20 protein-coding genes are annotated in these 21,417 nt (G+C 68.7%); 16 read left to right on the top strand and 4 right to left on the bottom strand.

Features of this window, described 5'->3' with window-relative positions; genetic code table 11:
* The first annotated feature begins 44 nt into the window (after positions 1-44).
* Both KDW55_RS08235 and KDW55_RS08230 read left to right on the top strand, forming a co-directional pair.
* Complete coding sequence (locus tag KDW55_RS08235; RefSeq protein WP_040142417.1) at positions 45-692, top strand: glutathione S-transferase family protein; 648 nt, start codon at positions 45-47, stop codon at positions 690-692.
* The gene (locus KDW55_RS08230) at positions 689-1,930 is read left to right on the top strand and encodes a multifunctional CCA addition/repair protein (protein WP_040142415.1); all 1,242 of its coding nucleotides are present in this window, start codon (positions 689-691) and stop codon (positions 1,928-1,930) included. The genes KDW55_RS08235 and KDW55_RS08230 overlap by 4 nt, the downstream gene beginning before the upstream one ends.
* A 120-nt stretch (positions 1,931-2,050) precedes the next feature.
* On the opposite strand, the gene KDW55_RS08225 is transcribed toward KDW55_RS08230, so the two are convergent.
* Positions 2,051-2,902, bottom strand: coding sequence for an XRE family transcriptional regulator (locus KDW55_RS08225; RefSeq protein ID WP_212197915.1), 852 nt, complete (start codon positions 2,900-2,902; stop codon positions 2,051-2,053).
* Positions 2,903-3,333: 431 nt separating this feature from the next.
* Between KDW55_RS08225 and KDW55_RS08220 the strand changes: the two genes are divergently transcribed.
* Positions 3,334-5,184 (top strand): M24 family metallopeptidase, encoded by a 1,851-nt coding sequence (locus KDW55_RS08220; RefSeq protein ID WP_069242010.1) that lies wholly within the window; start codon positions 3,334-3,336, stop codon positions 5,182-5,184.
* Between the two features lie 95 nt (positions 5,185-5,279).
* Here the strand turns inward: KDW55_RS08220 and KDW55_RS08215 are convergent, their stop codons facing one another.
* From KDW55_RS08215 to flgA, 3 genes are all read right to left on the bottom strand, one after another.
* Entirely contained in the window at positions 5,280-5,720 is a 441-nt protein-coding gene (locus tag KDW55_RS08215; protein ID WP_040144824.1) for a flagellar protein FlgN, read from the bottom strand.
* Between the two features lie 85 nt (positions 5,721-5,805).
* Positions 5,806-6,138, bottom strand: coding sequence for a flagellar biosynthesis anti-sigma factor FlgM (flgM, locus tag KDW55_RS08210; protein ID WP_040142408.1), 333 nt, complete (start codon positions 6,136-6,138; stop codon positions 5,806-5,808).
* A 118-nt stretch (positions 6,139-6,256) separates the two neighbouring features.
* Positions 6,257-7,561, bottom strand: coding sequence for a flagellar basal body P-ring formation chaperone FlgA (flgA, locus tag KDW55_RS08205; protein WP_212161776.1), 1,305 nt, complete (start codon positions 7,559-7,561; stop codon positions 6,257-6,259).
* Positions 7,562-7,766: 205 nt separating this feature from the next.
* On the opposite strand from flgA, the gene flgB reads away from it, so the two are divergent.
* The 13 genes from flgB (at position 7,767) to KDW55_RS08140 (ending at position 21,278) form a co-directional block, all read left to right on the top strand.
* Positions 7,767-8,255, top strand: coding sequence for a flagellar basal body rod protein FlgB (gene flgB, locus KDW55_RS08200; protein ID WP_040142406.1), 489 nt, complete (start codon positions 7,767-7,769; stop codon positions 8,253-8,255).
* 36 nt (positions 8,256-8,291) lie between these two features.
* Entirely contained in the window at positions 8,292-8,717 is a 426-nt protein-coding gene (gene flgC / locus KDW55_RS08195) for a flagellar basal body rod protein FlgC (RefSeq protein WP_040142404.1), read from the top strand.
* 61 nt (positions 8,718-8,778) lie between these two features.
* The gene (gene flgD / locus KDW55_RS08190) at positions 8,779-9,522 is read left to right on the top strand and encodes a flagellar hook assembly protein FlgD (protein ID WP_040142403.1); all 744 of its coding nucleotides are present in this window, start codon (positions 8,779-8,781) and stop codon (positions 9,520-9,522) included.
* Between the two features lie 28 nt (positions 9,523-9,550).
* Positions 9,551-10,792, top strand: a complete 1,242-nt coding sequence (gene flgE, locus KDW55_RS08185; RefSeq protein ID WP_040142401.1) for a flagellar hook protein FlgE — start codon at positions 9,551-9,553, stop codon at positions 10,790-10,792.
* A 20-nt stretch (positions 10,793-10,812) separates the two neighbouring features.
* Positions 10,813-11,571: a flagellar basal-body rod protein FlgF gene (flgF, locus tag KDW55_RS08180; RefSeq protein WP_040142399.1), complete on the top strand. Its 759-nt coding sequence runs from the start codon at positions 10,813-10,815 to the stop codon at positions 11,569-11,571.
* 35 nt (positions 11,572-11,606) lie between these two features.
* Positions 11,607-12,395, top strand: a complete 789-nt coding sequence (gene flgG, locus KDW55_RS08175) for a flagellar basal-body rod protein FlgG (RefSeq protein WP_006485706.1) — start codon at positions 11,607-11,609, stop codon at positions 12,393-12,395.
* A 20-nt stretch (positions 12,396-12,415) separates the two neighbouring features.
* Positions 12,416-13,105 carry a flagellar basal body L-ring protein FlgH gene (gene flgH, locus KDW55_RS08170; RefSeq protein WP_040142395.1) on the top strand — a complete coding sequence of 230 codons (690 nt, stop codon included), beginning with the start codon at positions 12,416-12,418 and terminating at the stop codon, positions 13,103-13,105.
* A gap of 5 nt (positions 13,106-13,110) precedes the next feature.
* Positions 13,111-14,283 carry a flagellar basal body P-ring protein FlgI gene (locus KDW55_RS08165; protein WP_040144822.1) on the top strand — a complete coding sequence of 391 codons (1,173 nt, stop codon included), beginning with the start codon at positions 13,111-13,113 and terminating at the stop codon, positions 14,281-14,283.
* Positions 14,284-15,267 carry a flagellar assembly peptidoglycan hydrolase FlgJ gene (gene flgJ, locus KDW55_RS08160; RefSeq protein WP_040142393.1) on the top strand — a complete coding sequence of 328 codons (984 nt, stop codon included), beginning with the start codon at positions 14,284-14,286 and terminating at the stop codon, positions 15,265-15,267. It begins immediately after the preceding gene.
* Positions 15,268-15,501: 234 nt separating this feature from the next.
* Positions 15,502-16,257 (top strand): flagellar brake protein, encoded by a 756-nt coding sequence (locus KDW55_RS08155; protein WP_040142391.1) that lies wholly within the window; start codon positions 15,502-15,504, stop codon positions 16,255-16,257.
* Between the two features lie 190 nt (positions 16,258-16,447).
* The gene (flgK, locus tag KDW55_RS08150; RefSeq protein WP_059545724.1) at positions 16,448-18,448 is read left to right on the top strand and encodes a flagellar hook-associated protein FlgK; all 2,001 of its coding nucleotides are present in this window, start codon (positions 16,448-16,450) and stop codon (positions 18,446-18,448) included.
* A 22-nt stretch (positions 18,449-18,470) separates the two neighbouring features.
* Positions 18,471-19,712, top strand: a complete 1,242-nt coding sequence (gene flgL, locus KDW55_RS08145; RefSeq protein WP_059545726.1) for a flagellar hook-associated protein FlgL — start codon at positions 18,471-18,473, stop codon at positions 19,710-19,712.
* A gap of 261 nt (positions 19,713-19,973) precedes the next feature.
* Positions 19,974-21,278, top strand: a complete 1,305-nt coding sequence (locus KDW55_RS08140; protein WP_059545728.1) for a solute carrier family 23 protein — start codon at positions 19,974-19,976, stop codon at positions 21,276-21,278.
* Positions 21,279-21,417 lie beyond the last annotated feature (139 nt).

The following is a 21,417-nucleotide window of genomic DNA, read 5'->3' as shown; positions in this document are numbered from 1 at the left end:
GGCCGCATTCCGACTTTCACTTTCGCGCTTTCCGGAACTCCGCCATGAAACTCGTCATTGGAGACAAGAACTACTCGTCGTGGTCGATGCGGCCGTGGCTGTTGCTCACGCATTTCGGCATTCCGTTCGACGAAATCACGATCGAGCTGCGCCGCGACGACACGGCCGCGCGCATTCGCGAGTATTCGCCGAGCGGCAAGGTGCCGTGCCTCGTCGACGATCACGGCGTCGCGATCTGGGAGTCGCTTGCGATCGCCGAGACGCTCGCTGAGCGCTATCCGCAGTTTCCGATGTGGCCGGCCGATCCGCAGCAACGTGCGCATGCGCGCTGCATTTCGGCCGAGATGCACGCGGGCTTCACCGCGCTGCGCACGGAAATGGGGATGAACGTGCGCGCGTCGATGCCCGGCCGGGGCGCGACGCCCGACGCGCTCGCCGACGTCGCGCGCATCGACGCGCTATGGAACGCATGCATCGAGGCATCGGGCGGCCCGTTCCTGTTCGGCGAATTCGGCATTGCCGACGCGATGTATGCGCCGGTCGTGATGCGGTTCAATACGTACGCGCCGGCGCTGTCGCCGGAGGCGGCCGGTTACGCCGCGCGCGTGACCGCGCTGCCGGCCGTGCAGCGCTGGATCGACGCCGCGCGCCGCGAAACCAGCGTGATCGCCGAATACGAGCCGCAGCCATGAACATCTACGCGGTAGGCGGCGCGATCCGCGACGAATTGCTTGGCGTGCCGGTGCAGGACCGCGACTACGTGGTGGTCGGCGCGACACCCGAGCAGATGGCCGCGCAGGGCTTCCGGCCGGTCGGCAAGGACTTTCCGGTGTTCCTGCATCCGGACACGCAGGAGGAGTACGCGCTCGCCCGCACCGAGCGCAAGACGGCGGCCGGCTATCACGGCTTCCAGTTCTATTACGCACCGGACGTGACGCTCGAGGAGGATCTCGCGCGGCGCGATCTGACGATCAATGCGATGGCGCGCGAAGTGACGCCGGAGGGCGAACTGATCGGCCCGGTCATCGATCCGTTCGACGGCCAGGCCGACCTGCGCGCGCGCGTGTTCCGGCACGTCGGCGACGCGTTCGTCGAGGATCCGGTGCGGATCCTGCGGATTGCACGCTTTGCCGCGCGCTTCGCGGATTTCACGGTCGCGGACGACACGCTGGCGTTGATGCGGCGCATGGTCGAGGCCGGCGAAGCGGACGCGCTGGTGCCCGAGCGCGTGTGGCAGGAGATCGCGCGCGGGCTGATGGAGGCGAAGCCTTCGCGAATGTTCGCGGTGCTGCGCGAATGCGGCGCGCTCGCGCGCATCCTCCCCGAAGTCGATGCGTTGTGGGGCGTGCCGCAGCGCGCGGACTACCATCCGGAAGTCGACACCGGCGTGCACGTGATGATGGTCGTCGACTATGCGGCGAAGCAGGGTTATTCGTTGCCGGTGCGCTTCGCGGCGCTCACGCACGATCTCGGCAAGGCGACGACGCCCGCCGACGTGCTGCCCCGCCATGTCGGCCACGAAGGCCGCAGCGTCGACCTGATCAAGCCGTTGTGCGAGCGGCTGCGCGTGCCGAACGAGTGCCGCGATCTCGCGCTGGTGGTCGCGCGCGAGCACGGCAATCTGCATCGCGTGATGGAGATGGGCGCGGCCGCGCTGGTGCGGTTCTTCGAGCGCTGCGATGCGCTGCGCAAGCCGGCGCGCTTCGCGGAGATGCTGCAGGCATGCGAGTCGGATGCGCGCGGGCGGCTCGGACTCGACACGCAGCCGTATCCGCAGGCCGAGCGGCTGCGCGTGGCGCTGGTCGCGGCGCGCAGCGTCGATGCGGGCGCGATCGCGCGCGGCATCGGCAACGACGCGATGCAGATCAAGGACGCCGTGCATCGCGCACGGGTCGAGGCCGTCAAGCAGGCGCTGGCGATCGCGGAATAGTCCGGCCGAGGCTGGCGCGATCCGGGACGCCATCCGGAGCAGCGATTCGGTAGTGCGCGCGACTCCCGCGCAGCGCGGGGGCGAACCAGGCCGCGCACTGCGCGACGCGGCCGCCCGCCGTCATTTCTTCGTGCGCGCGCCGGTTCGGCCGGCCGGCGCGGCCGCGGCCGGGCGCTCGTCCGCGGCCGCGCGCGACTTTGTGGCCGTCGGTTCGGCCGACGCACGAGCCGGCGTGTCGGCGGGCGGTTGGGCGGCCGCCGCCGCATCCGGGTTCACGTTCACCGCCACGCCCGCACGGCGTTCACGCTTCGGCGCCGCTTCGCGGCGGCTTACACGCGGCTCGCCCGCCGGCTGCGCGCCGGCATCGCGCGCGAGCAGCCGCATCTTCATCGCCGCGGATCCCAGCTCGGCGCAGTCGTCGCCGAACAGCGGCAACGTGCCGACCGCGATCAATTCCGCCGGCCCGTCGCCGACGTTCGCGACGCGATGGCGCTTTCTCGCATCGAAGTGCAGCGAGTCGCCGGGCGACAGCGGATATTCCTTCTTGCCGATCGTGTAGCAGACGCGGCCGGCCAGCACGTACACGAACTCGTCGCCGCCGTGCGCGACCCATTCCGAACGATAGCCTTCCATCATCCGGACCTTGAGCGCGTTGATCTGGCTGCCGTCGAAGGTGGTCGACAGCCGCTCGTACCACTGCGATGCGGCGTCCACCGCGTAAGGCTTGCGGCGGCCCGCATGCGAGTCGGGCTGCGCCTGGCGCGGCTGGTCGATCAACGCGCCGAGCGGCACGTCGAGCGCCTTCGCGACGTTGACCAGCGACGACAGCGAGATGCCCGTGAGATTGCGTTCGACCTGGGACAGGAAACCGACCGACAGGTGCGCTTCGGTCGCGACTTCCAGCAGCGTCTTTTTCGCCTCCCGGCGCAGGCGCCGGATGCGCTGGCCGATACGCATGATGTCTGAATCCATGAATCTCTTTGATGGCAACGAACCGGAGGGCGAGCGCGGGAGCGGGCAGCCGCCGGGGCGTTGCGGACCGCGATCCGCACCGGGCGCGGCCGTCGGACCGACGATGCCGGCGCATTGTACCGCGCGGTGCTGCGCAGACGCCGCGAGGCCGCACACGACCGCGGCGTCGGCCGGCGCGGGATCGGTAATTTTAGCGCTACGAAAATTTTGGCTTGACCGCGATTTGCGCGTGCTCTAGATTCTGTCGCGCATCAAACAAAGTTAAGTGAGACAAAAATTTTACCGCCGGCCGCCGCTGGATCGGCCCCGCAGCCCTCGCTGCCGGCGGGGCTGCGCGTGCGCCACGCGCGGGCGGCGTGCTGCCGCAGGCGCGCGATCCGCGCGATGCCGCCGACCGCCGGCCGCCGACGACAACGAATAACGGGTTCCCGATGATCGACCGACTGAAATACAGCTTCTCCGGCCTTCCCCCGTATCACGCGCGCGTTGCCGACACCCAGGCCGGCCTGTCGCGCCTGCTCGACGCCGCGCGGCTCGACGCGGTCGTGGTCACGTCGCAGGACGAATACATCACCGAATACGTGCCGCTTCGCAACAATCCGCGCTACGCGGTGTCGGGCTTCGACGGCTCGGCCGGCTGCGGGATCTTCCTGAGCGCGGCGACCGCACACGCGCTCGGCGTGCCGCCGTTCGTGCTGTTCGTCGACGGCCGCTATCACCTGCAGGCCGAGCAGCAGTGCGACCCCGCGCGCGTGCGCATCGAGAAGCTCGGGCTGAACGTGACGATCTGGCAGGCGCTTGCCGACTGGCTGATCGCACATGCGAGCCGGCTCGCGCGGGTCGGCTACGATGCGCTGCGGATCAGCGTCGCGCAGCGCGATCGGCTGCTCGCGCAGACACGGGCCGCGACGCTCGACTGGACGAGCTTCGCGGAGCGGGAGATCGATCGCGCGATCGCGCTGCCGGGCTGGGTGGTCGAGCGGCCGATCTTCGAGCTGCCGGAAACGATGACCGGCGCGAGCGTCGCGCAGAACGTCGACGCGCTGAACCGGCGGCTCGCCGCGCACACGGGCGCGGCGCCCGGCAAGACCGCGTTCTTCACGTGCGCGTCGGACGATCTCGCGTATCTGCTGAACAGCCGCGGCTATCACATCCCGAATGCGTCGTCGCATCTGGGCTTCCTGTTCGCGATCGGCGAGCAGGTCGTGCTGTTTTTGCCGGAGGGCTGCGACCGCTGCCCGGTCGAACTCGCATCGTATCCGGCGTTGCACGTGATCCGGCGCGACGTCGCCGAACTCGAGCGCTTCCTTGCGCAGTTCGCGATCGACCACGTGTGCTACGGCTTCGAATCGGTCAACTGCGCACTCGCCGAATCGGTGAGCCGCGTGTGGCCGCACGCGCGCCACGCGGATTTCAATCCGGTCGAGGCGCTGCGCGCCGGAAAGACGCCGGCGGTGCTCGACCGGTTCCGCGACGCGTTCGCGCGCAGTTCGGCCGCGATCGCCGAGACGATGCGCTGGGCGAAGGCCGGCGAGCCGGGGCAACGCCATACCGAGTACGACCTGGCCCGCGCGATCAACGACGCGTACGGCGCGCGCTCGGCTGTCGCGCTGACGTTTCCGTCGATTGCCGCGAACGGCGCGAACAGCGCATTCGCGCACTACACGGCGGCGAGCGCCGACGTCGAGCTGACCGAAGGCGAACTTGTGCTGCTCGACAGCGGCGCGTATTACGACGCGGGTTTCGCAACGGACTGCACGCGCGTCGTGCTGCGCCGCACGCGGCCGGATACGGTCGCGCAGCCGTGGCAGCGCGAAATCTACACGGTCGCGCTGAAGGCATGCATCAAGGGGCTCGTCACGCGCTTCCCGAAAAACGCGACAGGCGGCGACGTCGATGCGACGGTGCGCCAGGTGTGCCGCGACCACGGCTACGATTTCGGCCACGGCACCGGGCACGGCGTCGGGATCCACGTGCATGAGGGCGGCGTGCGCTTCGCGCCGGGCGCAACGTACGGGCTGGTGCCGAATGCGGTGATTTCGGTCGAGCCGGGCATCTACGTGCCGGGCAAGGGCGGCGTGCGGATCGAAAACATCGTGATCGTGCGCGCGGACGACGAGGCATCGGACGCCGTCAGATTCGAGAACCTCGTCACGGTCGGCTACGACTGGGACCTGATCGACGTCGACCTGCTGGACGACGACGAGCGCGCGTATCTGCGCGACTACGAACGGCTTTGCGTGGAACGCGGCACGCAGGTCACCGCGTGTCCGCTGCTGTAGGGCGAGGAAGCGGCGCACGGCCGGCAGAGGGCCGCGCTGCGTGGGGCCGGTGCATCGGTGCGCCGGCCTTTTGACGCCATCAGAGCATCAATGCATCAGCGCATCAGCGCCGACACGCGCCCGTCGGGCCCGTAGACACCGGCCGGCGCGGGCGCGGAGCGCAGCACCGCAAGCGCGCGTTCGTTGTAATCCATCCGGATCCGGATCAGCATCCCGTTGGTCGCATTGGCCTGGCGCGCGCGCTCGGCGGCCTGCAGCAGGAGTTGCCAGCGGCCCGCGAGGCGCGCGTCGCGCTCGGCGGCCTGGTCCATCCCTTTCTTGCCGGCCGGAAAGCCGAGTGCCGACAACTGCGTGTCGCGCATGCGCTCGAGCTGCGCGAGCCGATCGATCAGCTCGGTCTTTTTCTCGACGATGCCGGGCAGCATTTCGAACGGTTCGGGTGTCGTCAGCGCCTTTTCCTCGTAGGCGAGCAGGGACGCGAACGCTTCGACCGTCGCGTGTTCGTCGTTGACCGTGGCCAGCAGCTCTTCTCTCATCGCTTCATGCTCGTCGCGCCGGCACGCGCGTGCGCATGCCGGCAAACCAGGGGACCGGTCAGGGCGTGACGGGCCCCGGGCCGGCTCAGTTGCCCGGCGAGCGCTGCTGTTGCAGCAGGTCGCGGGCGGTATTCAGTACGCCGTCGGCGATCTTGTTCACGTCGATCGTCAGCGTGCCGTTGTTCAGCGCGTCCTTGATCGACTGGACGAGGGCCGTGTCGATGTCGGCGCTGCCGGAGGCCGACGCCGAACGCAGCTGGCCGGACAGACCCGACAGGTTCACGGTCGTGTCGCCGCCGGTCGATCCTGCGTCGGCCGCCTGCGCGGACGTCGACGAAGCCGCGCCGGATTGCGCGCGGGCCGCGCCGTTGCCGGTCGGCGCGAGGGGGCTCGGGTTCGGAGTGGAATCGATCTTCACGATGGTTTTCCTGGACGGTATGACCCAGATAACGGCCGGGTCGGCCCGAACTTTAGCACCGTGCGCCCGAAACTCTCCGAATAAACAATTCTTTACAAACTTGCGGCGGGATCCGTCCCTACAGCGGAATTTCCACGGTCCCCGCATCCTTGACGACCGCGGTGACGATCTGCCCGGCGGCCATCCTGACCCGCACCGACTGGCCGGGCGCCGCATTCGCGAGCGCGCTGCCCTCGGCCGAGATCGTGAAGCCCGGCCCGGCCGCGACGACCCGCACCGTCTGGCCGGCCGACACCGACGCGGCGCTCTTCAGCATGTCCTGCCGCAGCGGCAACCCGGCCGCGATCCTGGCCAGCGCCGTCGCGCCGACCGCTTGCGCCGGATCGGTGATGACTGCGAGCGGCAGCACCGTCAGGTCGCCGTCGCGCGCGACGAGGTCGGCGGCGGTCAGCGGCTCGCCGGGGGCGATCTGCCGCGCGGCGACGTAATACGTGGCCTGCACCGTCACCTTCGCTTGCAGGTAGACCGTCCATGGCCGCTCGCCCGCGCAGCGGATGCCGACGGTCGTGCGGCCCCACAGGCGCGCGCCGGTCGGCAGGAACGGCTCGAGCGTCGTGCACGCGGCGAGCCCGCGCGGAAATGCGGCGGCAACCGTCGCGGTCGTCTTGCCGGGCAGCCCGGCGATCTGCTGCTGGAGGAACGCGAGCGCCGTGCGCCGGATCGACTCCGGGTCTTGCTGGCCGGGTTGCGTCGGTTGCGGCGCGCGAGCGTCCGGCGTGGGTGAAACTGTGCGTGCGGCGGCCATGCGGGCGGCGAGCGCCTGCCGTGCGGGAGCCGCCGCGGGTTCGGCCGCACCGGCGCCGGCGACGACGGTTGCGACACCGGCGGGATCGACGGCGCGCGGCGCGCCGTAGCCGGCGTTCGCGATGTTCGGGCGGGCTGCCGTGGAGACGGATCGCGGCGCCGGAGCCGGTACCGACGCGGGCGCCGGAACGCTGATCACCTGCATCGATCCGGCTGGCTGCACCGTCGACCCGGCGGCCGCTCCGGTGGCACCGGCCACGCGGAAATCGGCACCCGCCGCCATCCCGGCGGCACGAGCCGTGCCGGAACCACCGCCTGCCCCAACCCCGGCCGCGCCGATCGTGCCGGAAGCACCGCCCACGGCCGCGCCGGCCGCAGCGGGCGCACCATTTCCGACCGCATCCGGAACCGCGCCCGCGTTCCCGCCGAGCCGCCCGCCGCTCGCCGCATTCGCATGCGCGAGCGCCGTCTCGGCCGTCTCGCCGCGGCCGGGAATCACGATCATCCCGTCGTCCGCGTGTGCGGCCGGCGCCGCGGCCCACAGCACCGCGGCAAGCGCGAACGCACGGCGCACGCGCATCCCGCGTCCGGCGATTTCGCGAAGTGCGCTGCGTGCCATTGCCGTGTCCTCCAAGCCGTTGATCCGAGTTGCATTCTAGGGAGCCGGGCGGTCGCGCAAACGATGAATAGAGGGGGCCTTTGCCGCGTTATTCATCCGATTGCCGGTTGCGTGCGACGCCTACCATCGCTGTCATGGAAAAAAGCCTCTTGGGTCGCCATCCGGCGCGAGGGGCGTGCAGCGCTTCATACGGAGAGACGCACACATGCTGGACAAACTCGATGCCGAATTCGCGTTCGGCCGACAGGCGCTCGATGTGCGCGCGTATCGGCAGGAACTGCTGTCGTCGAACATCGCGAACGCCGACACGCCGGGCTACCAGGCCCGCGACGTCGATTTCGCGTCGACGCTCGCGCGCTCGCTGAAGCAGACGGGCGGCGCGCTTGCGCCGAGCAACGCCGCGCAGCTGCCGATGGCGCAGCCGGCGGGCGTGACGAGCGGGATGACGATGGTGTCCACGGCGCCGGGCCACATGGCCGGCACCGTAAAGCTGATTCCGACCGGCGGCCCGGGCGACGACTACGGTCGTGCGCAGTACCGGATGCCGCTGCAGCCGTCGCTCGACGGCAACACGGTCGATCTCGACGTCGAGCGCGTGCAGTTCGCGAACAACGCGCTGCACTACGAAACCGGGATGACCGTGATGACCCAGCAGATCAAGGCGATGATCGCCGCGATCTCGACGAACTCGTAAGCGCGCGGCGCTTGCGCACCCGAACAAGGAGCCTCCATGCCCTCGTTGATGAACATCTTCGGCGTCGCCGGTTCGGCGCTGTCCGCGCAATCGCAGCGGCTGAACGTTACCGCGTCGAACCTCGCGAACGCCGACAGCGCGACCGGCCCTGACGGCAAGCCGTACAAGGCCAAGCAGGTCGTGTTCGCGACCGATCCGATCGGCGGCGCACGCACCGCGTCAGGCCAGGGCGTCGGCGGCGTGCGCGTGACGAAGGTCGTCGACGATCCGTCGCCGATGAAGTCGACTTACGACCCGGCAAACCCCGCCGCCGACGCGAACGGCTACGTGCAGATGCCGAACGTCGATCCGGTGCAGGAAATGGTGAACATGATCTCGGCGTCGCGCTCGTACCAGGCCAACGTCGAGACGCTGAACACCGCGAAGACGCTGATGTTGAAGACGCTGACGATCGGCTCGTAAGCCGCGCCGACCCACGCCACAGATCCGATAGACCCGACAGTTCCGACCCAAGGCACCCAGGATGACATCCACCAGCACGACGATCGGCAGCAACGGCACCAACGTGTCGACGCTGCCGACCGACACGATGAACACCAACAACGTGTCGACGACCGGCACGTCGGCGAGCGACCTGCAGGCAACGTTCCTGAAGCTGCTCGTCACGCAGCTGCAGAACCAGGACCCCACGAGCCCGGTCGACAGCTCGCAGATGACGTCGCAGCTCGCGCAGATCAACACGGTGAGCGGCATCGCGCAGCTGAACACGTCGCTCACGTCGCTGTCGACGCAGCTCGCGGCCGGCCAGCAGACGCAGGCCGCGCTGCTGATCGGCACCAACGTGCTCGCGCCGGGCAACAGCGTCGGCGTGAAGAGCGGCGCGGCGTCGCCGTTCGGCGTGTCGCTCTCGACCGACGTGTCGAACCTGACGATCACCGTGAAGAACAAGTCGGGCGCGGTCGTCAACACGATCAACGCGGGCAAGCAGTCGGCCGGCACGGTGCCGTTCAACTGGACGCCGACGGACGCGGCCGGCAACGCGCTGCCGGACGGCACGTACACCGTCAGCGCGCAGTACACGGGCAGCGACGGCAAGACATACGCGCCGACCGTGCTCACGGCCGCGACCGTGCAGAGCGTAATCAAGCAGGCCGACGGCACGGCGGGGCTCGTGCTGTCGAACGGCTCGACCGTGGGGCTGACCCAGGTCGCGTCGATTTTCCCGAACACCGCGTCGTCGTCCGGCGGCACGAACACCACCAACTGATCCAGCTTTCTCGAAGACGGAGACCGAAATGGGTTATCAACAGGGTCTGAGCGGCCTCGCCGGCGCATCGAACGCGCTCGACGTGATCGGCAACAACATCGCGAACGCGAACACGGTCGGCTTCAAGTCGAGTACCGCGCAGTTCTCCGACATGTATGCGAACTCGGTTGCGACGTCGGTCAACACGCAGATCGGGATCGGTACGGGGCTCGCATCGGTGCAGCAGCAGTTCGGCCAGGGCACGATCAACACGACGAACTCGTCGCTCGACGTCGCGATCAACGGCAACGGCTTCTTCCAGATGTCGAACAACGGCGTGACGACGTATTCGCGCGACGGCACGTTCCAGCGCGACAAGAACGGCTTCATCGTCGACTCGCAAGGCCGTAACCTGATGGGCTACACGGCCAACGCGGGCGGCGTGATCAACACCGCGCAGACCGTGCCGCTGCAGGCGCCGACCACCAATATCGCGCCGACCGCGACGACCAAGATCTCGGCCCAGTTCAACCTGAACTCGCAGGACACGGTGCCGACCAAGACGCCGTTCAACGCGGCCGACACCACGACGTACAACTATTCGACGTCGATCCAGGTGTACGACTCGCTCGGCGGGTCGCAGGCGGTCAACATGTACTTCGTGAAGTCCGCGGCCGGCACGTGGGAAGCGTACGCGGGGGTGCAGGGCGGCACGACGACGGACCTCGGCACGGTCACGTTCGATTCGTCGGGCGCGATCCAGAGCACGACGACGGGCACGCCGGCCACGCCGACCGCATCGCTCGGCCAGTTCCAGTTCACCGTGCCGACCACCGACGGCTCGGCGACGCCGCAGCAGCTCACGCTCGACATGACCGGCACCACGCAGTACGGCGGCAAGGACGGCGTGAACAACCTCGCGCAGGACGGCTATGCGAGCGGCACGCTGACGACGTTCTCGATCGGCGCCGACGGCAAGCTGACCGGCAACTACTCGAACGGCCAGACCGCGGTGCTCGGCCAGATCGTGCTCGCGAACTTCAACAACCCGAACGGGCTCGTCAACCTCGGCGGTAACCAGTACGCCGAATCGTCGGCGTCGGGCGTGCCGCAGATTTCGTCGCCGGGCAGCACGAACCACGGTTCGCTGCAGGGCAGCGCGCTCGAGAACTCGAACGTCGACCTGACGTCGCAGCTCGTCAACCTGATCACCGCGCAGCGCAACTACCAGGCTAACGCGCAGACGATCAAGACGCAGCAGACCGTCGACCAGACGCTCATCAACCTGTAACGCGCGGATAACCGGCAGCCATGGACCGACTGATCTACACGGCGATGACGGGCGCGTCGCAGTCGCTCGACCAGCAGGCGATCGTCGCGAACAACCTCGCGAACGCATCGACGACGGGCTTTCGTGCGCAGCTCGCGACGTACCGCGCGGTGCCGATGAATTTCGGCGACGGCAGCAACGTCGACCCGACGACGACGCGCACCTACGTGCTCGCGTCGACGCCGGGTGCGGACTATGCGCCGGGTCCGATCACGCGCACCGGCAACCCGCTCGATGTCGCGGTGCAGGGCGCCGGCTGGCTGGCGGTGCAGACGGCCGACGGCGGCGAGGCGTACACGCGCGCGGGCAATCTGCACGTCGACGAGAACGGCCAGCTCGTCAACGCGAGCAACCTGCCGGTGATCGGCAACGGCGGACCGATCTCGGTGCCGCCGAACGCGGAAGTGACGATCGGCAAGGACGGCACGGTGTCCGCGCTCATGCCGGGCGACCCGCCGACCGCGGTCGCGATCGTCGACCAGATGAAGCTCGTGAATCCCGACCCGGCCACGCTCACGCGCGGCAACGATGGGCTGTTCCGCACCGCCGACGGCAATCCTGCGGATGCCGACCCGGCCGTGGTCGTCACGCCGAACTCGCTCGAAGGCAGCAACGTGAATCCGGTGACCGCGATGGTCGCGATGATCGACAACGCACGGGCGTTCCAGCTGCAGTCGAAGCTGATCCAGACGGCCGACCAGAACGAGCAGTCGGCGAACCAGCTGCTCAACTTCAGCTGAGCGGCCCCGCCCTCGCTACCAGGAGAAGATGCAACATGAACCGATCGCTCTACATTGCCGCCACCGGCATGAATGCGCAGCAGGCGCAGATGGACGTGATCTCGAACAACCTCGCGAACACCAGCACGAACGGCTTCAAGGCGTCGCGCGCGGTGTTCGAGGATTTGCTGTACCAGACGATCCGCCAGCCGGGCGCGAACTCGACGCAGCAGACGGAGCTGCCGTCGGGCCTGCAGCTCGGCACCGGCGTGCAGCAGGTCGCGACCGAGCGCCTGTACACGCAGGGCGGCCTGACGCAAACCGGCAACTCGAAGGACGTCGCGATCAACGGCGCGGGCTTCTTCCAGGTGCTGATGCCGGATGGCACGAACGCGTATACGCGCGACGGCTCGTTTCAGACCAACGCGCAGGGGCAGCTCGTCACGTCGAGCGGCTACCAGGTTCTGCCGGCGATCACGGTGCCGCAGAACGCGCAGTCGCTGACGATCGGCAAGGACGGCGTCGTGTCGGTCACGCAGCCTGGTTCGAGCAACGCGGTGCAGATCGGCTCGCTGCAGATCGCGACCTTCATCAACCCGGCCGGCCTCGAGGCGAAGGGCGAGAACCTGTTCGCCGAGACCACGTCGTCGGGCGCGCCGAACGTGTCGCAGCCGGGCCTGAACGGCGCGGGCGTGCTCAACCAGGGCTATGTCGAGGCGTCGAACGTGAACGTCGTGCAGGAGCTCGTCAACATGATTCAGACGCAGCGCGCGTACGAGATCAACAGCAAGGCCGTGACGACGTCCGACCAGATGCTGCAGACCGTCACGCAGATGAAGAGCTAACCGGAACATCCGTCGTCGCCATGAAGCAGGTTCGCCTCCTCCCGTCAGCCTCCGTCCGCGCCGCGTGCGCGGTCGCGGTGGCCGCGCTCGCCGGTTGCGCGCAGATTCCGCGCGATCCGATCATCCAGCAGCCGATGACGGCGCAGCCGCCGATGCCGATGTCGATGCAGGCGCCCGGCTCGATCTACAACCCCGGCTACGCGGGCCGTCCGCTGTTCGAAGATCAGCGGCCGCGCAACGTCGGCGACATCCTGACGATCATGATCGCGGAAAACATCAACGCGACGAAGTCGTCGGGCGCGAACACGAACCGGCAGGGCAACACCGACTTCAACGTGCCGACGGCCGGCTTCCTCGGCGGCCTGTTCGCGAAGGCGAACCTGTCGGCGACCGGCGCGAACAAGTTCGCGGCGACCGGCGGCGCGAGCGCGGCGAACACGTTCAACGGCACGATCACGGTGACCGTCACCAACGTGCTGCCGAACGGCAACCTCGTCGTCAGCGGCGAGAAGCAGATGCTGATCAACCAGGGCAACGAATTCGTGCGCTTCTCGGGGGTCGTCAACCCGAACACGATCTCGGGCGCGAACTCCGTCTACTCGACGCAGGTCGCCGACGCGAAGATCGAATACTCGTCGAAGGGCTACATCAACGAAGCCGAGACGATGGGCTGGCTGCAGCGCTTCTTCCTCAACATCGCACCGTGGTGACGACGATGGCGCAGCCTCTTTTCCACCGCCTGCCGCTGCGCGCGTCCCGTGCGCTGGCCGCCGCGTTCGTGCTGGCCGCGTGCGTGCTCGGCGCCGCGCCCGCGCACGCGGAGCGCCTGAAGGATCTCGCGCAGATCCAGGGCGTGCGCGACAACCCGCTGATCGGCTACGGCCTTGTCGTCGGCCTCGACGGCACGGGCGACCAGACGATGCAGACGCCGTTCACGACGCAGACGCTCGCGAACATGCTCGCGAACCTCGGCATCTCGATCAACAACGGTTCGGCGAACGGCGGCCCGTCGTCGCTGAACAACATGCAGCTGAAGAACGTCGCGGCGGTGATGGTGACCGCCACGCTGCCGCCGTTCGCGCGGCCGGGCGAGGCGCTCGACGTGACGGTGTCGTCGCTCGGCAACGCGAAAAGCCTGCGCGGCGGCACGCTGCTGCTCACGCCGCTGAAGGGCGCGGACGGGCAGGTGTATGCGCTCGCGCAGGGCAACATGGCCGTAGGCGGCGCGGGCGCGAGCGCGAACGGCAGCCGCGTGCAGGTGAACCAGCTCGCGGCCGGCCGGATCGTCGGCGGCGCGATCGTCGAGCGGTCGGTGCCGAACGCGGTCGCGCAGATGAACGGCGTGCTGCAGCTGCAACTGAACGACATGGACTACGGCACCGCGCAGCGGATCGTGTCGGCGGTCAATTCGAGCTTCGGCCCCGGCACCGCGACGGCGCTCGACGGCCGCACGATCCAGCTCGCGGCGCCGGCGGATTCCGCGCAGCAGGTTGCGTTCATGGCGCGGCTGCAGAACCTCGACGTGAGTCCGGACAAGGCCGCCGCGAAGGTGATCCTGAACGCGCGCACAGGCTCGATCGTGATGAACCAGATGGTCACGCTGCAAAGCTGCGCGGTCGCGCACGGCAACCTGTCGGTGGTCGTCAACACGCAGCCGGTGGTGTCGCAGCCGGGGCCGTTCTCGAACGGGCAGACGGTGGTCGCGCAGCAGTCGCAGATCCAGTTGAAGCAGGACAACGGCGCGCTGAAGATGGTGACGGCCGGCGCGAATCTCGCCGACGTCGTGAAGGCGCTGAACACGCTCGGCGCGACGCCGGCGGACCTGATGTCGATCCTGCAGGCGATGAAGGCGGCCGGCGCGCTGCGCGCCGATCTGGAGATCATCTAAATGTCAGCGAACCTTCCGAACGCAAACGACCTCACGCAGCGCTTCGCGCTCGACGTGCAGGGTTTCGATGCGCTGCGCGCGCAGGCGAAGCAGTCGCCGCAGGCCGGCGCGAAGGCGGTGGCCGGCCAGTTCGACGCGATGTTCACGCAGATGATGCTCAAGAGCATGCGCGACGCATCGCCCGACGGCGGGCTGCTCGATTCGCACACGTCGAAGATGTACACGTCGATGCTCGACCAGCAGCTCGCGCAGCAAATGTCGAAGCGCGGGATCGGCGTCGCCGACGCGCTGATGAAGCAGTTGCTGCGCAACGCGGGGCAGGGAACCGGCGCTGACACGACCGCGGACGCCGGCGCGGCCGGGCTCGGCGCGGCCGACTTCGGTGCGTCCGGCAACGAAGGCAGCCTCGCCGCGATGAACGCGATGGCGAAGGCCTACGCGAACGCGGCGAACAACGGCGCGCTCGCCGGTGCGCGCGGCTACTCGGCCGGCAGCGCGCTGACGCCGCCGGTCAAGGGTGCGAGCGGCGTGCAGGACGCCGACGCATTCGTCGATCGTCTTGCGGGCGCCGCGCAGGCGGCGAGCGCGACCACCGGGATTCCGGCGCGCTTCATCGTCGGCCAGGCCGCGCTCGAATCGGGCTGGGGCAAGCGCGAGATCCGCGCGAGCGACGGCTCGACGAGCTACAACGTGTTCGGCATCAAGGCGAACAAGGGCTGGACCGGCCGCACGGTGTCGGCATTGACGACCGAATACGTGAACGGCACGCCGCGCCGCGTCGTCGCGAAATTCCGCGCGTACGATTCGTACGAGCATGCGATGACCGACTATGCGAACCTGCTGAAGAACAACCCGCGCTACGCGGGCGTGCTCAGCGCAAGCCGCAGCGTCGAGGGTTTCGCGCACGGGCTCCAGAAAGCCGGCTACGCGACCGACCCGAATTACGCGAAGAAGCTGATCTCGATCATGCAGCAGATCGGCTGATGGGGCGGGGCCGGCAAGCGTCCCGCCGTTCGCCATTTTTTGCAGTCTTACGGACCGCGCCCGGCGTTAGCCGCGCGCGGTTTCAACGTTTGCGCGAAAAATATCCGCGATTCGATCTAAACTTTCGGTGAGCACTGCCGCTAAGTGTGTGAGACCGCAACCGGGCCCATGTTCTGGCCCGGTTTTACTGCGCACCGGTCATCCGGGCGCCCATGACCAGAAGACCGGCTAGCCATGAATATCGAAACGTCGACCGCTCCGAGCCTGGATGCCGGTCATTCCGGGCCCGACTATGCCCGCCGCAATCCGCTGGAGATCGGCGTGCAGCTGCGCAACCTCGTGAACCGCGGCGACTTCCTGACCGTCCAGTACCCGGGCGGCCAGCTCGTCACGCGCCTGCTCGAGGTCGACGTCGGCGCGCGCACGTTCACGTTCGACTGGGGCGCGCTGTCCGAACAGAACGCCGGCATCCTCGCGGCGTCGCACTGCACGTTTGCTGCCGCGCCGGAAGGCGTGCGCGTCGAATTCACCACCGGCACGCCGCGCGAGACGCGCTACGAAGGGCTGCCCGCGTTCATCGCCGATTTCCCCGACGTGCTGATGTGCATCCAGCGGCGCGAGTATTTCCGCGTCGATGCGCCGATCGTCGATCCGTTCCTGTGCCGCGGCAAGCTGCCGGACGGCGACGGCTTCGTGTTCGAAGTGCACAACCTGTCGCTCGGCGGCGTCGGGCTGCGCACGGCCGACGAACGCGTGGAGGCGCTCGAGGTCGGCACGCTGCTGCCGGAGGTCGAGCTCGAACTGAACGGGCACGGCAAGCTGTCGCTCGACCTGCGCCTCGTGTCGCAGCGGTCGACGCAGATGCCGAACGGTGCGCGGCGCTACCAGCTCGGCTTTCGGTTCATGTCGCTGCCGGGCAGCGCTGAGAACACGCTGCAGCGCCTGATCACGCAGCTCGAGATGAAGCGCCGCTCGCTCGCGCGGGCCTGACGCGCGCTTCGCGGCCCCGCCCGGGGCCGCGCGCCACCGGCGTCGGCACGGGCCGCCGGTGCGCTCGACGGGCGACGCGCGCACGCGCGCCGCACGTGCATTTTTTCCTCAATTTTTTCGATCCGCGGCCGTTATACCGGGAGTCACGCAACCCGGCGGCCGCAGCGCGGCCGGCTCATCAGGATCGCGCATGTCCAACACACTCATGAACCTCGGCGTCAGCGGCCTCAACGCCGCGCTCTGGGGCCTCACGACGACCGGCCAGAACATCAGCAACGCCGCGACGCCCGGCTATTCGGTCGAGCGTCCCGTCTACGCGGAGGCGAGCGGCCAGTACACGTCGAGCGGCTACATGCCGCAGGGCGTGAATACCGTCACCGTGCAGCGGCAGTACAGCCAGTACCTGAGCGACCAGCTGAACAGCGCGCAGTCGCAGGGCGGCGCGCTGTCGACGTGGTATTCGCTCGTCGCGCAGCTGAACAACTACGTCGGCAGCCCGACGGCGGGCATCTCGACCGCGATCACCAGCTATTTCACCGGGCTGCAGAACGTCGCGAACAATGCGTCCGATCCGTCGGTTCGGCAGACCGCGATCAGCAACGCGCAGATTCTCGGCGACCAGCTGAAGGCGGCGGGCCAGCAGTACGACGCGCTGCGCCAGAGCGTGAACACGCAGCTCACCAGCACCGTGTCGCAGATCAACACGTACACCGCGCAGATCGCGCAGCTGAACCAGCAGATCGCCGCGGCGAGCAGCCAGGGGCAGCCGCCGAACCAGCTGATGGACCAGCGCGACCTCGCGGTGTCGAACCTGTCGAGCCTCGCCGGCGTGCAGGTCGTGCGCAACGACAGCGGCTACAGCGTGTTCCTCGCGGGCGGCCAGCCGCTCGTCGTCGCCGACAAGAGCTACCAGCTCGCGACCGTCACGTCGTCGTCCGATCCGAGCGAGCTGACCGTGGTGTCGCAGGGGATCGCCGGCGCGAACCCGCCGGGCCCGAACCAGGCGCTGCCGGATACGTCGCTGTCGGGCGGCACGCTCGGCGGCCTGCTCGCGTTCCGCAACCAGACGCTCGACCCGGCGCAGGCGCAGCTCGGCGCGCTCGCGACCAGCTTCGCCGCGCAGGTCAACGCGCAAAACGCGCTCGGCGTCGACCTGTCGGGCAAGCCGGGCGGCGCATTGTTCACGGTGGCGGCCCCGGCCGTTTATTCGAACCAGGGCAATACCGGCAACGCGTCGCTTGCCGTGTCGTTCGCCAACGCATCGCAGCCGACGACGAGCGACTACACGCTGTCGTATGACGGTACGAACTACACGCTGACCGACCGCGCGAGCGGCGCGGTGGTCGACCAGAAGGCGGGGCCGATGCCGGTGTCTCTCGGCGGGCTCGACTTCTCGTTCTCGTCCGGCGCGATGAATGCCGGCGACCAGTTCACCGTGCTGCCGACGCGCGGCGCGCTGACCGGCTTTGGCCTCGCGACGACGAGCGGCTCGGCGATCGCGGCCGCGTCGCCGGTGGTGGCGGCGGCATCGAGCACCAACATCGGCACGGGCAAGATCGCGCAGGGCGCGGTGAGCGCCGGCTACCAGGTGCCGACGACGCCGACCACGCTGACTTACGACGCGGCGTCGAAGTCGCTGTCGGGCTTCCCGGCCGGCACCACGGTGACGATCGCGGGCACCCCGCCGACCTCGGTGACGATCACGAGCCCGACCGACAGCGTGCCGTACAACGCGTCGGCCGGCGCGAAGCTGACGATCAACAGCACCACGCAGCCGGCTCCGGCTGGCGTGATGAACGGCGTGACGGTCACGCTGTCCGGCGCGCCGTCGGATGGCGACACGTTCACGATCGGACCGTACGCGGGCGGCACGAGCGACGGCTCGAACGCGCTCGCGCTGTCGCAGCTCGTCACCGCGAAGGCGCTTGGCGGCGGCACGACGACGCTGACCGGCGCGTATGCGAACTACGTGAACGCGATCGGCAACACGGCGAGCCAGCTGAAGTCGTCGAGCGCCGCGCAGACGTCGCTCGTCGGCCAGATCACGAGCGCGCAGCAGTCGGTGTCGGGCGTGAACCAGAACGAGGAAGCGGCGAACCTGATGCAGTACCAGCAGCTTTACCAGGCGAACGCGAAAGTGATCCAGACGGCGGCGACGCTGTTCCAGACCGTGCTCGGCCTGTTCAACTGACCGGATTCGAGGGATAGAAGCGATGCGAATTTCCAGCGCCCAGTTCTTCCAGCTGAACGTTTCACAGATGAACGACCAGCAGGCGCAGCTCGCGCAGCTGTACCAGCAGATTTCGAGCGGCACGAGCCTGCAGACGCCGGCCGACAATCCGGTTGGCGCCGCGCAGGCCGTGCAGCTGTCGATGACGTCGGCAACGCTGTCGCAGTACGCGACCAACCAGACCGCCGCGCTCGCGTCGCTGCAGGCCGAGGACCAGGCGCTGCAGAGCGTGAGCGGCGTGCTGACCAGCGTGCAGACGCTCGTCGTGCGCGCGGGCGACGGCTCGCTCGCCGACAGCGACCGTTCGGCCCTCGCGACGCAACTGCAAGGCTATCGCGACCAGCTGATGACGCTGGCGAACTCGAACGACGGCGCCGGCAACTATCTGTTCGCCGGCCTGAACAATTCGTCCGCGCCGTTTACGAGCAGCCCGAACGGCAGCGTCAGCTACGTCGGCGACTCGGGCACGCGCCAGGTGCAGATCGCCGATTCGAGCAGCGTGTCGCAGGGCGACACCGGTTCGGCGGTGTTCATGTCGGTGCCGTCGCTCGGCAGCGCGCAGGTGCCGTCGGCCGGCGCCGCCAACGTCGGCACCGGCGCGATCTCCGCGGTGACGGTGACGGACCCGTCCGTTGCGACCAACGACCACCATTTCACGATCACGTTCGGCGGCACGCCCGCCGCGCCGACCTACACGGTGACCGACAGCTCGGCCAAGCCGCCGACCACGACGCCCGCGCAGGCATATACGTCGGGTGCGTCGATCGCGCTCGGCAGCGGGATGACGGTGGCCGTATCGGGCACGCCGAGCGCCGGCGATACGTTCGCCGTGACGCCCGGCCCGCAGGCGAGCGGCGGCGCGGACATCTTCTCGACGCTCGACTCGATGATCTCGGCGCTGAAGACGCCGGTGACCGGCAATCCTGTCGCGGCCGTGTCGCTGCAGAATGCGCTGATGACCGGCTCGATCAAGCTCGGCAACACGATGCGCAACGTGACGACGATCCAGGCATCGGTCGGCGGCCGCGAGCAGGAAGTGAAGGCGATGCAGGCGGTCAACCAGACCGCGTCGCTGCAGACGACCAGCAATCTGACCGACCTGACCAGCACCAACATGGTCACGACGATCAGCCAGTACCTGCAGGTCCAGAACGCGCTCACGGGCGCGCAAAAGGCTTACGTGCAGTTGCAGAACCTGTCGCTGTTCCAGTACATCAATCCGTGATGTCCGCGGCGGCCGCGTCGATGTGAGCGCACGCTCACGTCGCGCGATGCGCCGCGCGGCCGCCGCCGCTTGCCGGCGTGTGCCGCTGTCGCTGTCGCTGCCGCTCCGTGTCGTGTCGTGTCGTGTCGTGTCGGTTCGCCGTGCGCGGCCGTTGCCCGGGCGCGGCGCGCTTGCCAGCCCCATTTCCGCTCCGTAAACTCGCGCCAGATTCCAGACCGGCGCACCGTCCGCAGCCGGCGATCGACAGGAGCCCCTTTCCCCATGTCCGATTCCTACTTCCCGCGCTGGCGGGTGCAATCGCCCGGCGCCGCGCGCGTGGTCGGTCCCGACGAACGCCTCGCTTGGCCGCAGATGGTCGCGATGGGCGTGCAGCACGTCGTCGCGATGTTCGGCTCGACCGTGCTTGCGCCGCTGCTGATGGGCTTCGATCCGAACCTGTGCATCTTCATGTCGGGCGTCGGCACGCTGCTGTTCTTCGTGCTCGTCGGCGGCCGCGTGCCGAGCTACCTCGGCTCGAGCTTCGCGTTCATCGGCCTCGTGATCGCGGTGACGGGCTACGGCGGCAGCGGTCCGAACCCGAACATCCCCGTCGCGCTCGGCGGGATCATCGCGTGCGGCGTCGTGTACGTCGCGCTCGGCGCGCTCGTGCAGGCGATCGGCACGCGCTGGATCGAGACGCTGATGCCGCCCGTCGTCACCGGCGCGGTGGTTGCGGTGATCGGGCTGAACCTCGCGCCGATCGCGGTCAAGGGCGTGTCGGCGTCGACTTTCGATTCGGTGATGGCGCTCGTCACGGTGCTGTGCGTCGGCGGCGTCGCGGTATTCGCGCGCGGGATGGTGCAGCGCCTGCTGATCCTCGTCGGGCTCGTGATCGCGTACGCGATCTACGCGGTCGCGACCAACGGGCTGGGCCTCGGCAAGCCGATCGATTTCGCGATCGTCGCGCATGCCGCGTGGTTCGGCGTGCCGGGCTTCCGCGCGCCGGTGTTCGATCCGCACGCGATGCTGATGCTCGCGCCGATCGCGGTGATCCTGGTCGCGGAGAACCTCGGCCACATCAAGGCCGTCAGCGCGATGACGGGCACCAACCTCGACCGCTACGTCGGCCGCGCATTCATCGGCGACGGGCTCGCGACGATCGTGTCGGGCAGCGTCGGCGGCACGGGCGTGACGACCTACGCGGAGAACATCGGCGTGATGGCCGTCACGCGCATCTATTCGACGCTGGTGTTCGCGGTCGCCGCGCTGATCGCGATCGGGCTCGGCTTCTCGCCGAAATTCGGCGCGGTGATCCAGACGATTCCGGGCCCGGTGCTCGGCGGTGTGTCGATCGTCGTGTTCGGGCTGATCGCGGTGACCGGCGCGCGGATCTGGGTCGTCAACAAGGTCGACTTCTCCGACAACCGCAACCTGATCGTCGCGGCCGTCACGCTGGTGCTGGGCGCCGGCGACTTCTCGCTGAAGTTCGGCGGCTTCGGCCTCGGCGGAATCGGCACCGCGACGTTCGGCGCGATCATCCTGTACGCGCTGCTGCGCAAGGAAAAGGAACCGGGGCCGGTGGTGTGACGCGGGCTTCGCGGCACGCACGCGACAACGATTCCGCAGCGGGATCGCATGTGTCGCATGCCGATCGGTTTCATTCGGGCAACGTGCGGCGTGCAGCGAAAAGGGCGGCAGGCCGCGCATCGCGGCCGTGTCGATCAGG

The organism is Burkholderia sp. AU19243, from assembly GCF_018148075.1.
GTDB lineage: Bacteria > Pseudomonadota > Gammaproteobacteria > Burkholderiales > Burkholderiaceae > Burkholderia > Burkholderia latens_A.
This window is presented reverse-complemented; position numbering and strand designations above follow the sequence as displayed.

Bases quoted from the DNA above. Each gene is read 5' to 3' on its own strand.
- KDW55_RS08235 (WP_040142417.1), top strand. From the start codon at position 45: ATGAAACTCGTCATTGGAGACAAGAACTACTCGTCGTGGTCGATGCGG.
- KDW55_RS08230 (WP_040142415.1), top strand. From the start codon at position 689: ATGAACATCTACGCGGTAGGCGGCGCGATCCGCGACGAATTGCTTGGC.
- KDW55_RS08225 (WP_212197915.1), bottom strand. From the start codon at position 2,902: ATGGATTCAGACATCATGCGTATCGGCCAGCGCATCCGGCGCCTGCGC.
- KDW55_RS08220 (WP_069242010.1), top strand. From the start codon at position 3,334: ATGATCGACCGACTGAAATACAGCTTCTCCGGCCTTCCCCCGTATCAC.
- KDW55_RS08215 (WP_040144824.1), bottom strand. From the start codon at position 5,720: ATGAGAGAAGAGCTGCTGGCCACGGTCAACGACGAACACGCGACGGTC.
- flgA (WP_212161776.1), bottom strand. From the start codon at position 7,561: ATGGCACGCAGCGCACTTCGCGAAATCGCCGGACGCGGGATGCGCGTG.
- flgB (WP_040142406.1), top strand. From the start codon at position 7,767: ATGCTGGACAAACTCGATGCCGAATTCGCGTTCGGCCGACAGGCGCTC.
- flgC (WP_040142404.1), top strand. From the start codon at position 8,292: ATGCCCTCGTTGATGAACATCTTCGGCGTCGCCGGTTCGGCGCTGTCC.
- flgD (WP_040142403.1), top strand. From the start codon at position 8,779: ATGACATCCACCAGCACGACGATCGGCAGCAACGGCACCAACGTGTCG.
- flgE (WP_040142401.1), top strand. From the start codon at position 9,551: ATGGGTTATCAACAGGGTCTGAGCGGCCTCGCCGGCGCATCGAACGCG.
- flgF (WP_040142399.1), top strand. From the start codon at position 10,813: ATGGACCGACTGATCTACACGGCGATGACGGGCGCGTCGCAGTCGCTC.
- flgG (WP_006485706.1), top strand. From the start codon at position 11,607: ATGAACCGATCGCTCTACATTGCCGCCACCGGCATGAATGCGCAGCAG.
- flgH (WP_040142395.1), top strand. From the start codon at position 12,416: ATGAAGCAGGTTCGCCTCCTCCCGTCAGCCTCCGTCCGCGCCGCGTGC.
- KDW55_RS08165 (WP_040144822.1), top strand. From the start codon at position 13,111: ATGGCGCAGCCTCTTTTCCACCGCCTGCCGCTGCGCGCGTCCCGTGCG.
- flgJ (WP_040142393.1), top strand. From the start codon at position 14,284: ATGTCAGCGAACCTTCCGAACGCAAACGACCTCACGCAGCGCTTCGCG.
- KDW55_RS08155 (WP_040142391.1), top strand. From the start codon at position 15,502: ATGAATATCGAAACGTCGACCGCTCCGAGCCTGGATGCCGGTCATTCC.
- flgK (WP_059545724.1), top strand. From the start codon at position 16,448: ATGTCCAACACACTCATGAACCTCGGCGTCAGCGGCCTCAACGCCGCG.
- flgL (WP_059545726.1), top strand. From the start codon at position 18,471: ATGCGAATTTCCAGCGCCCAGTTCTTCCAGCTGAACGTTTCACAGATG.
- KDW55_RS08140 (WP_059545728.1), top strand. From the start codon at position 19,974: ATGTCCGATTCCTACTTCCCGCGCTGGCGGGTGCAATCGCCCGGCGCC.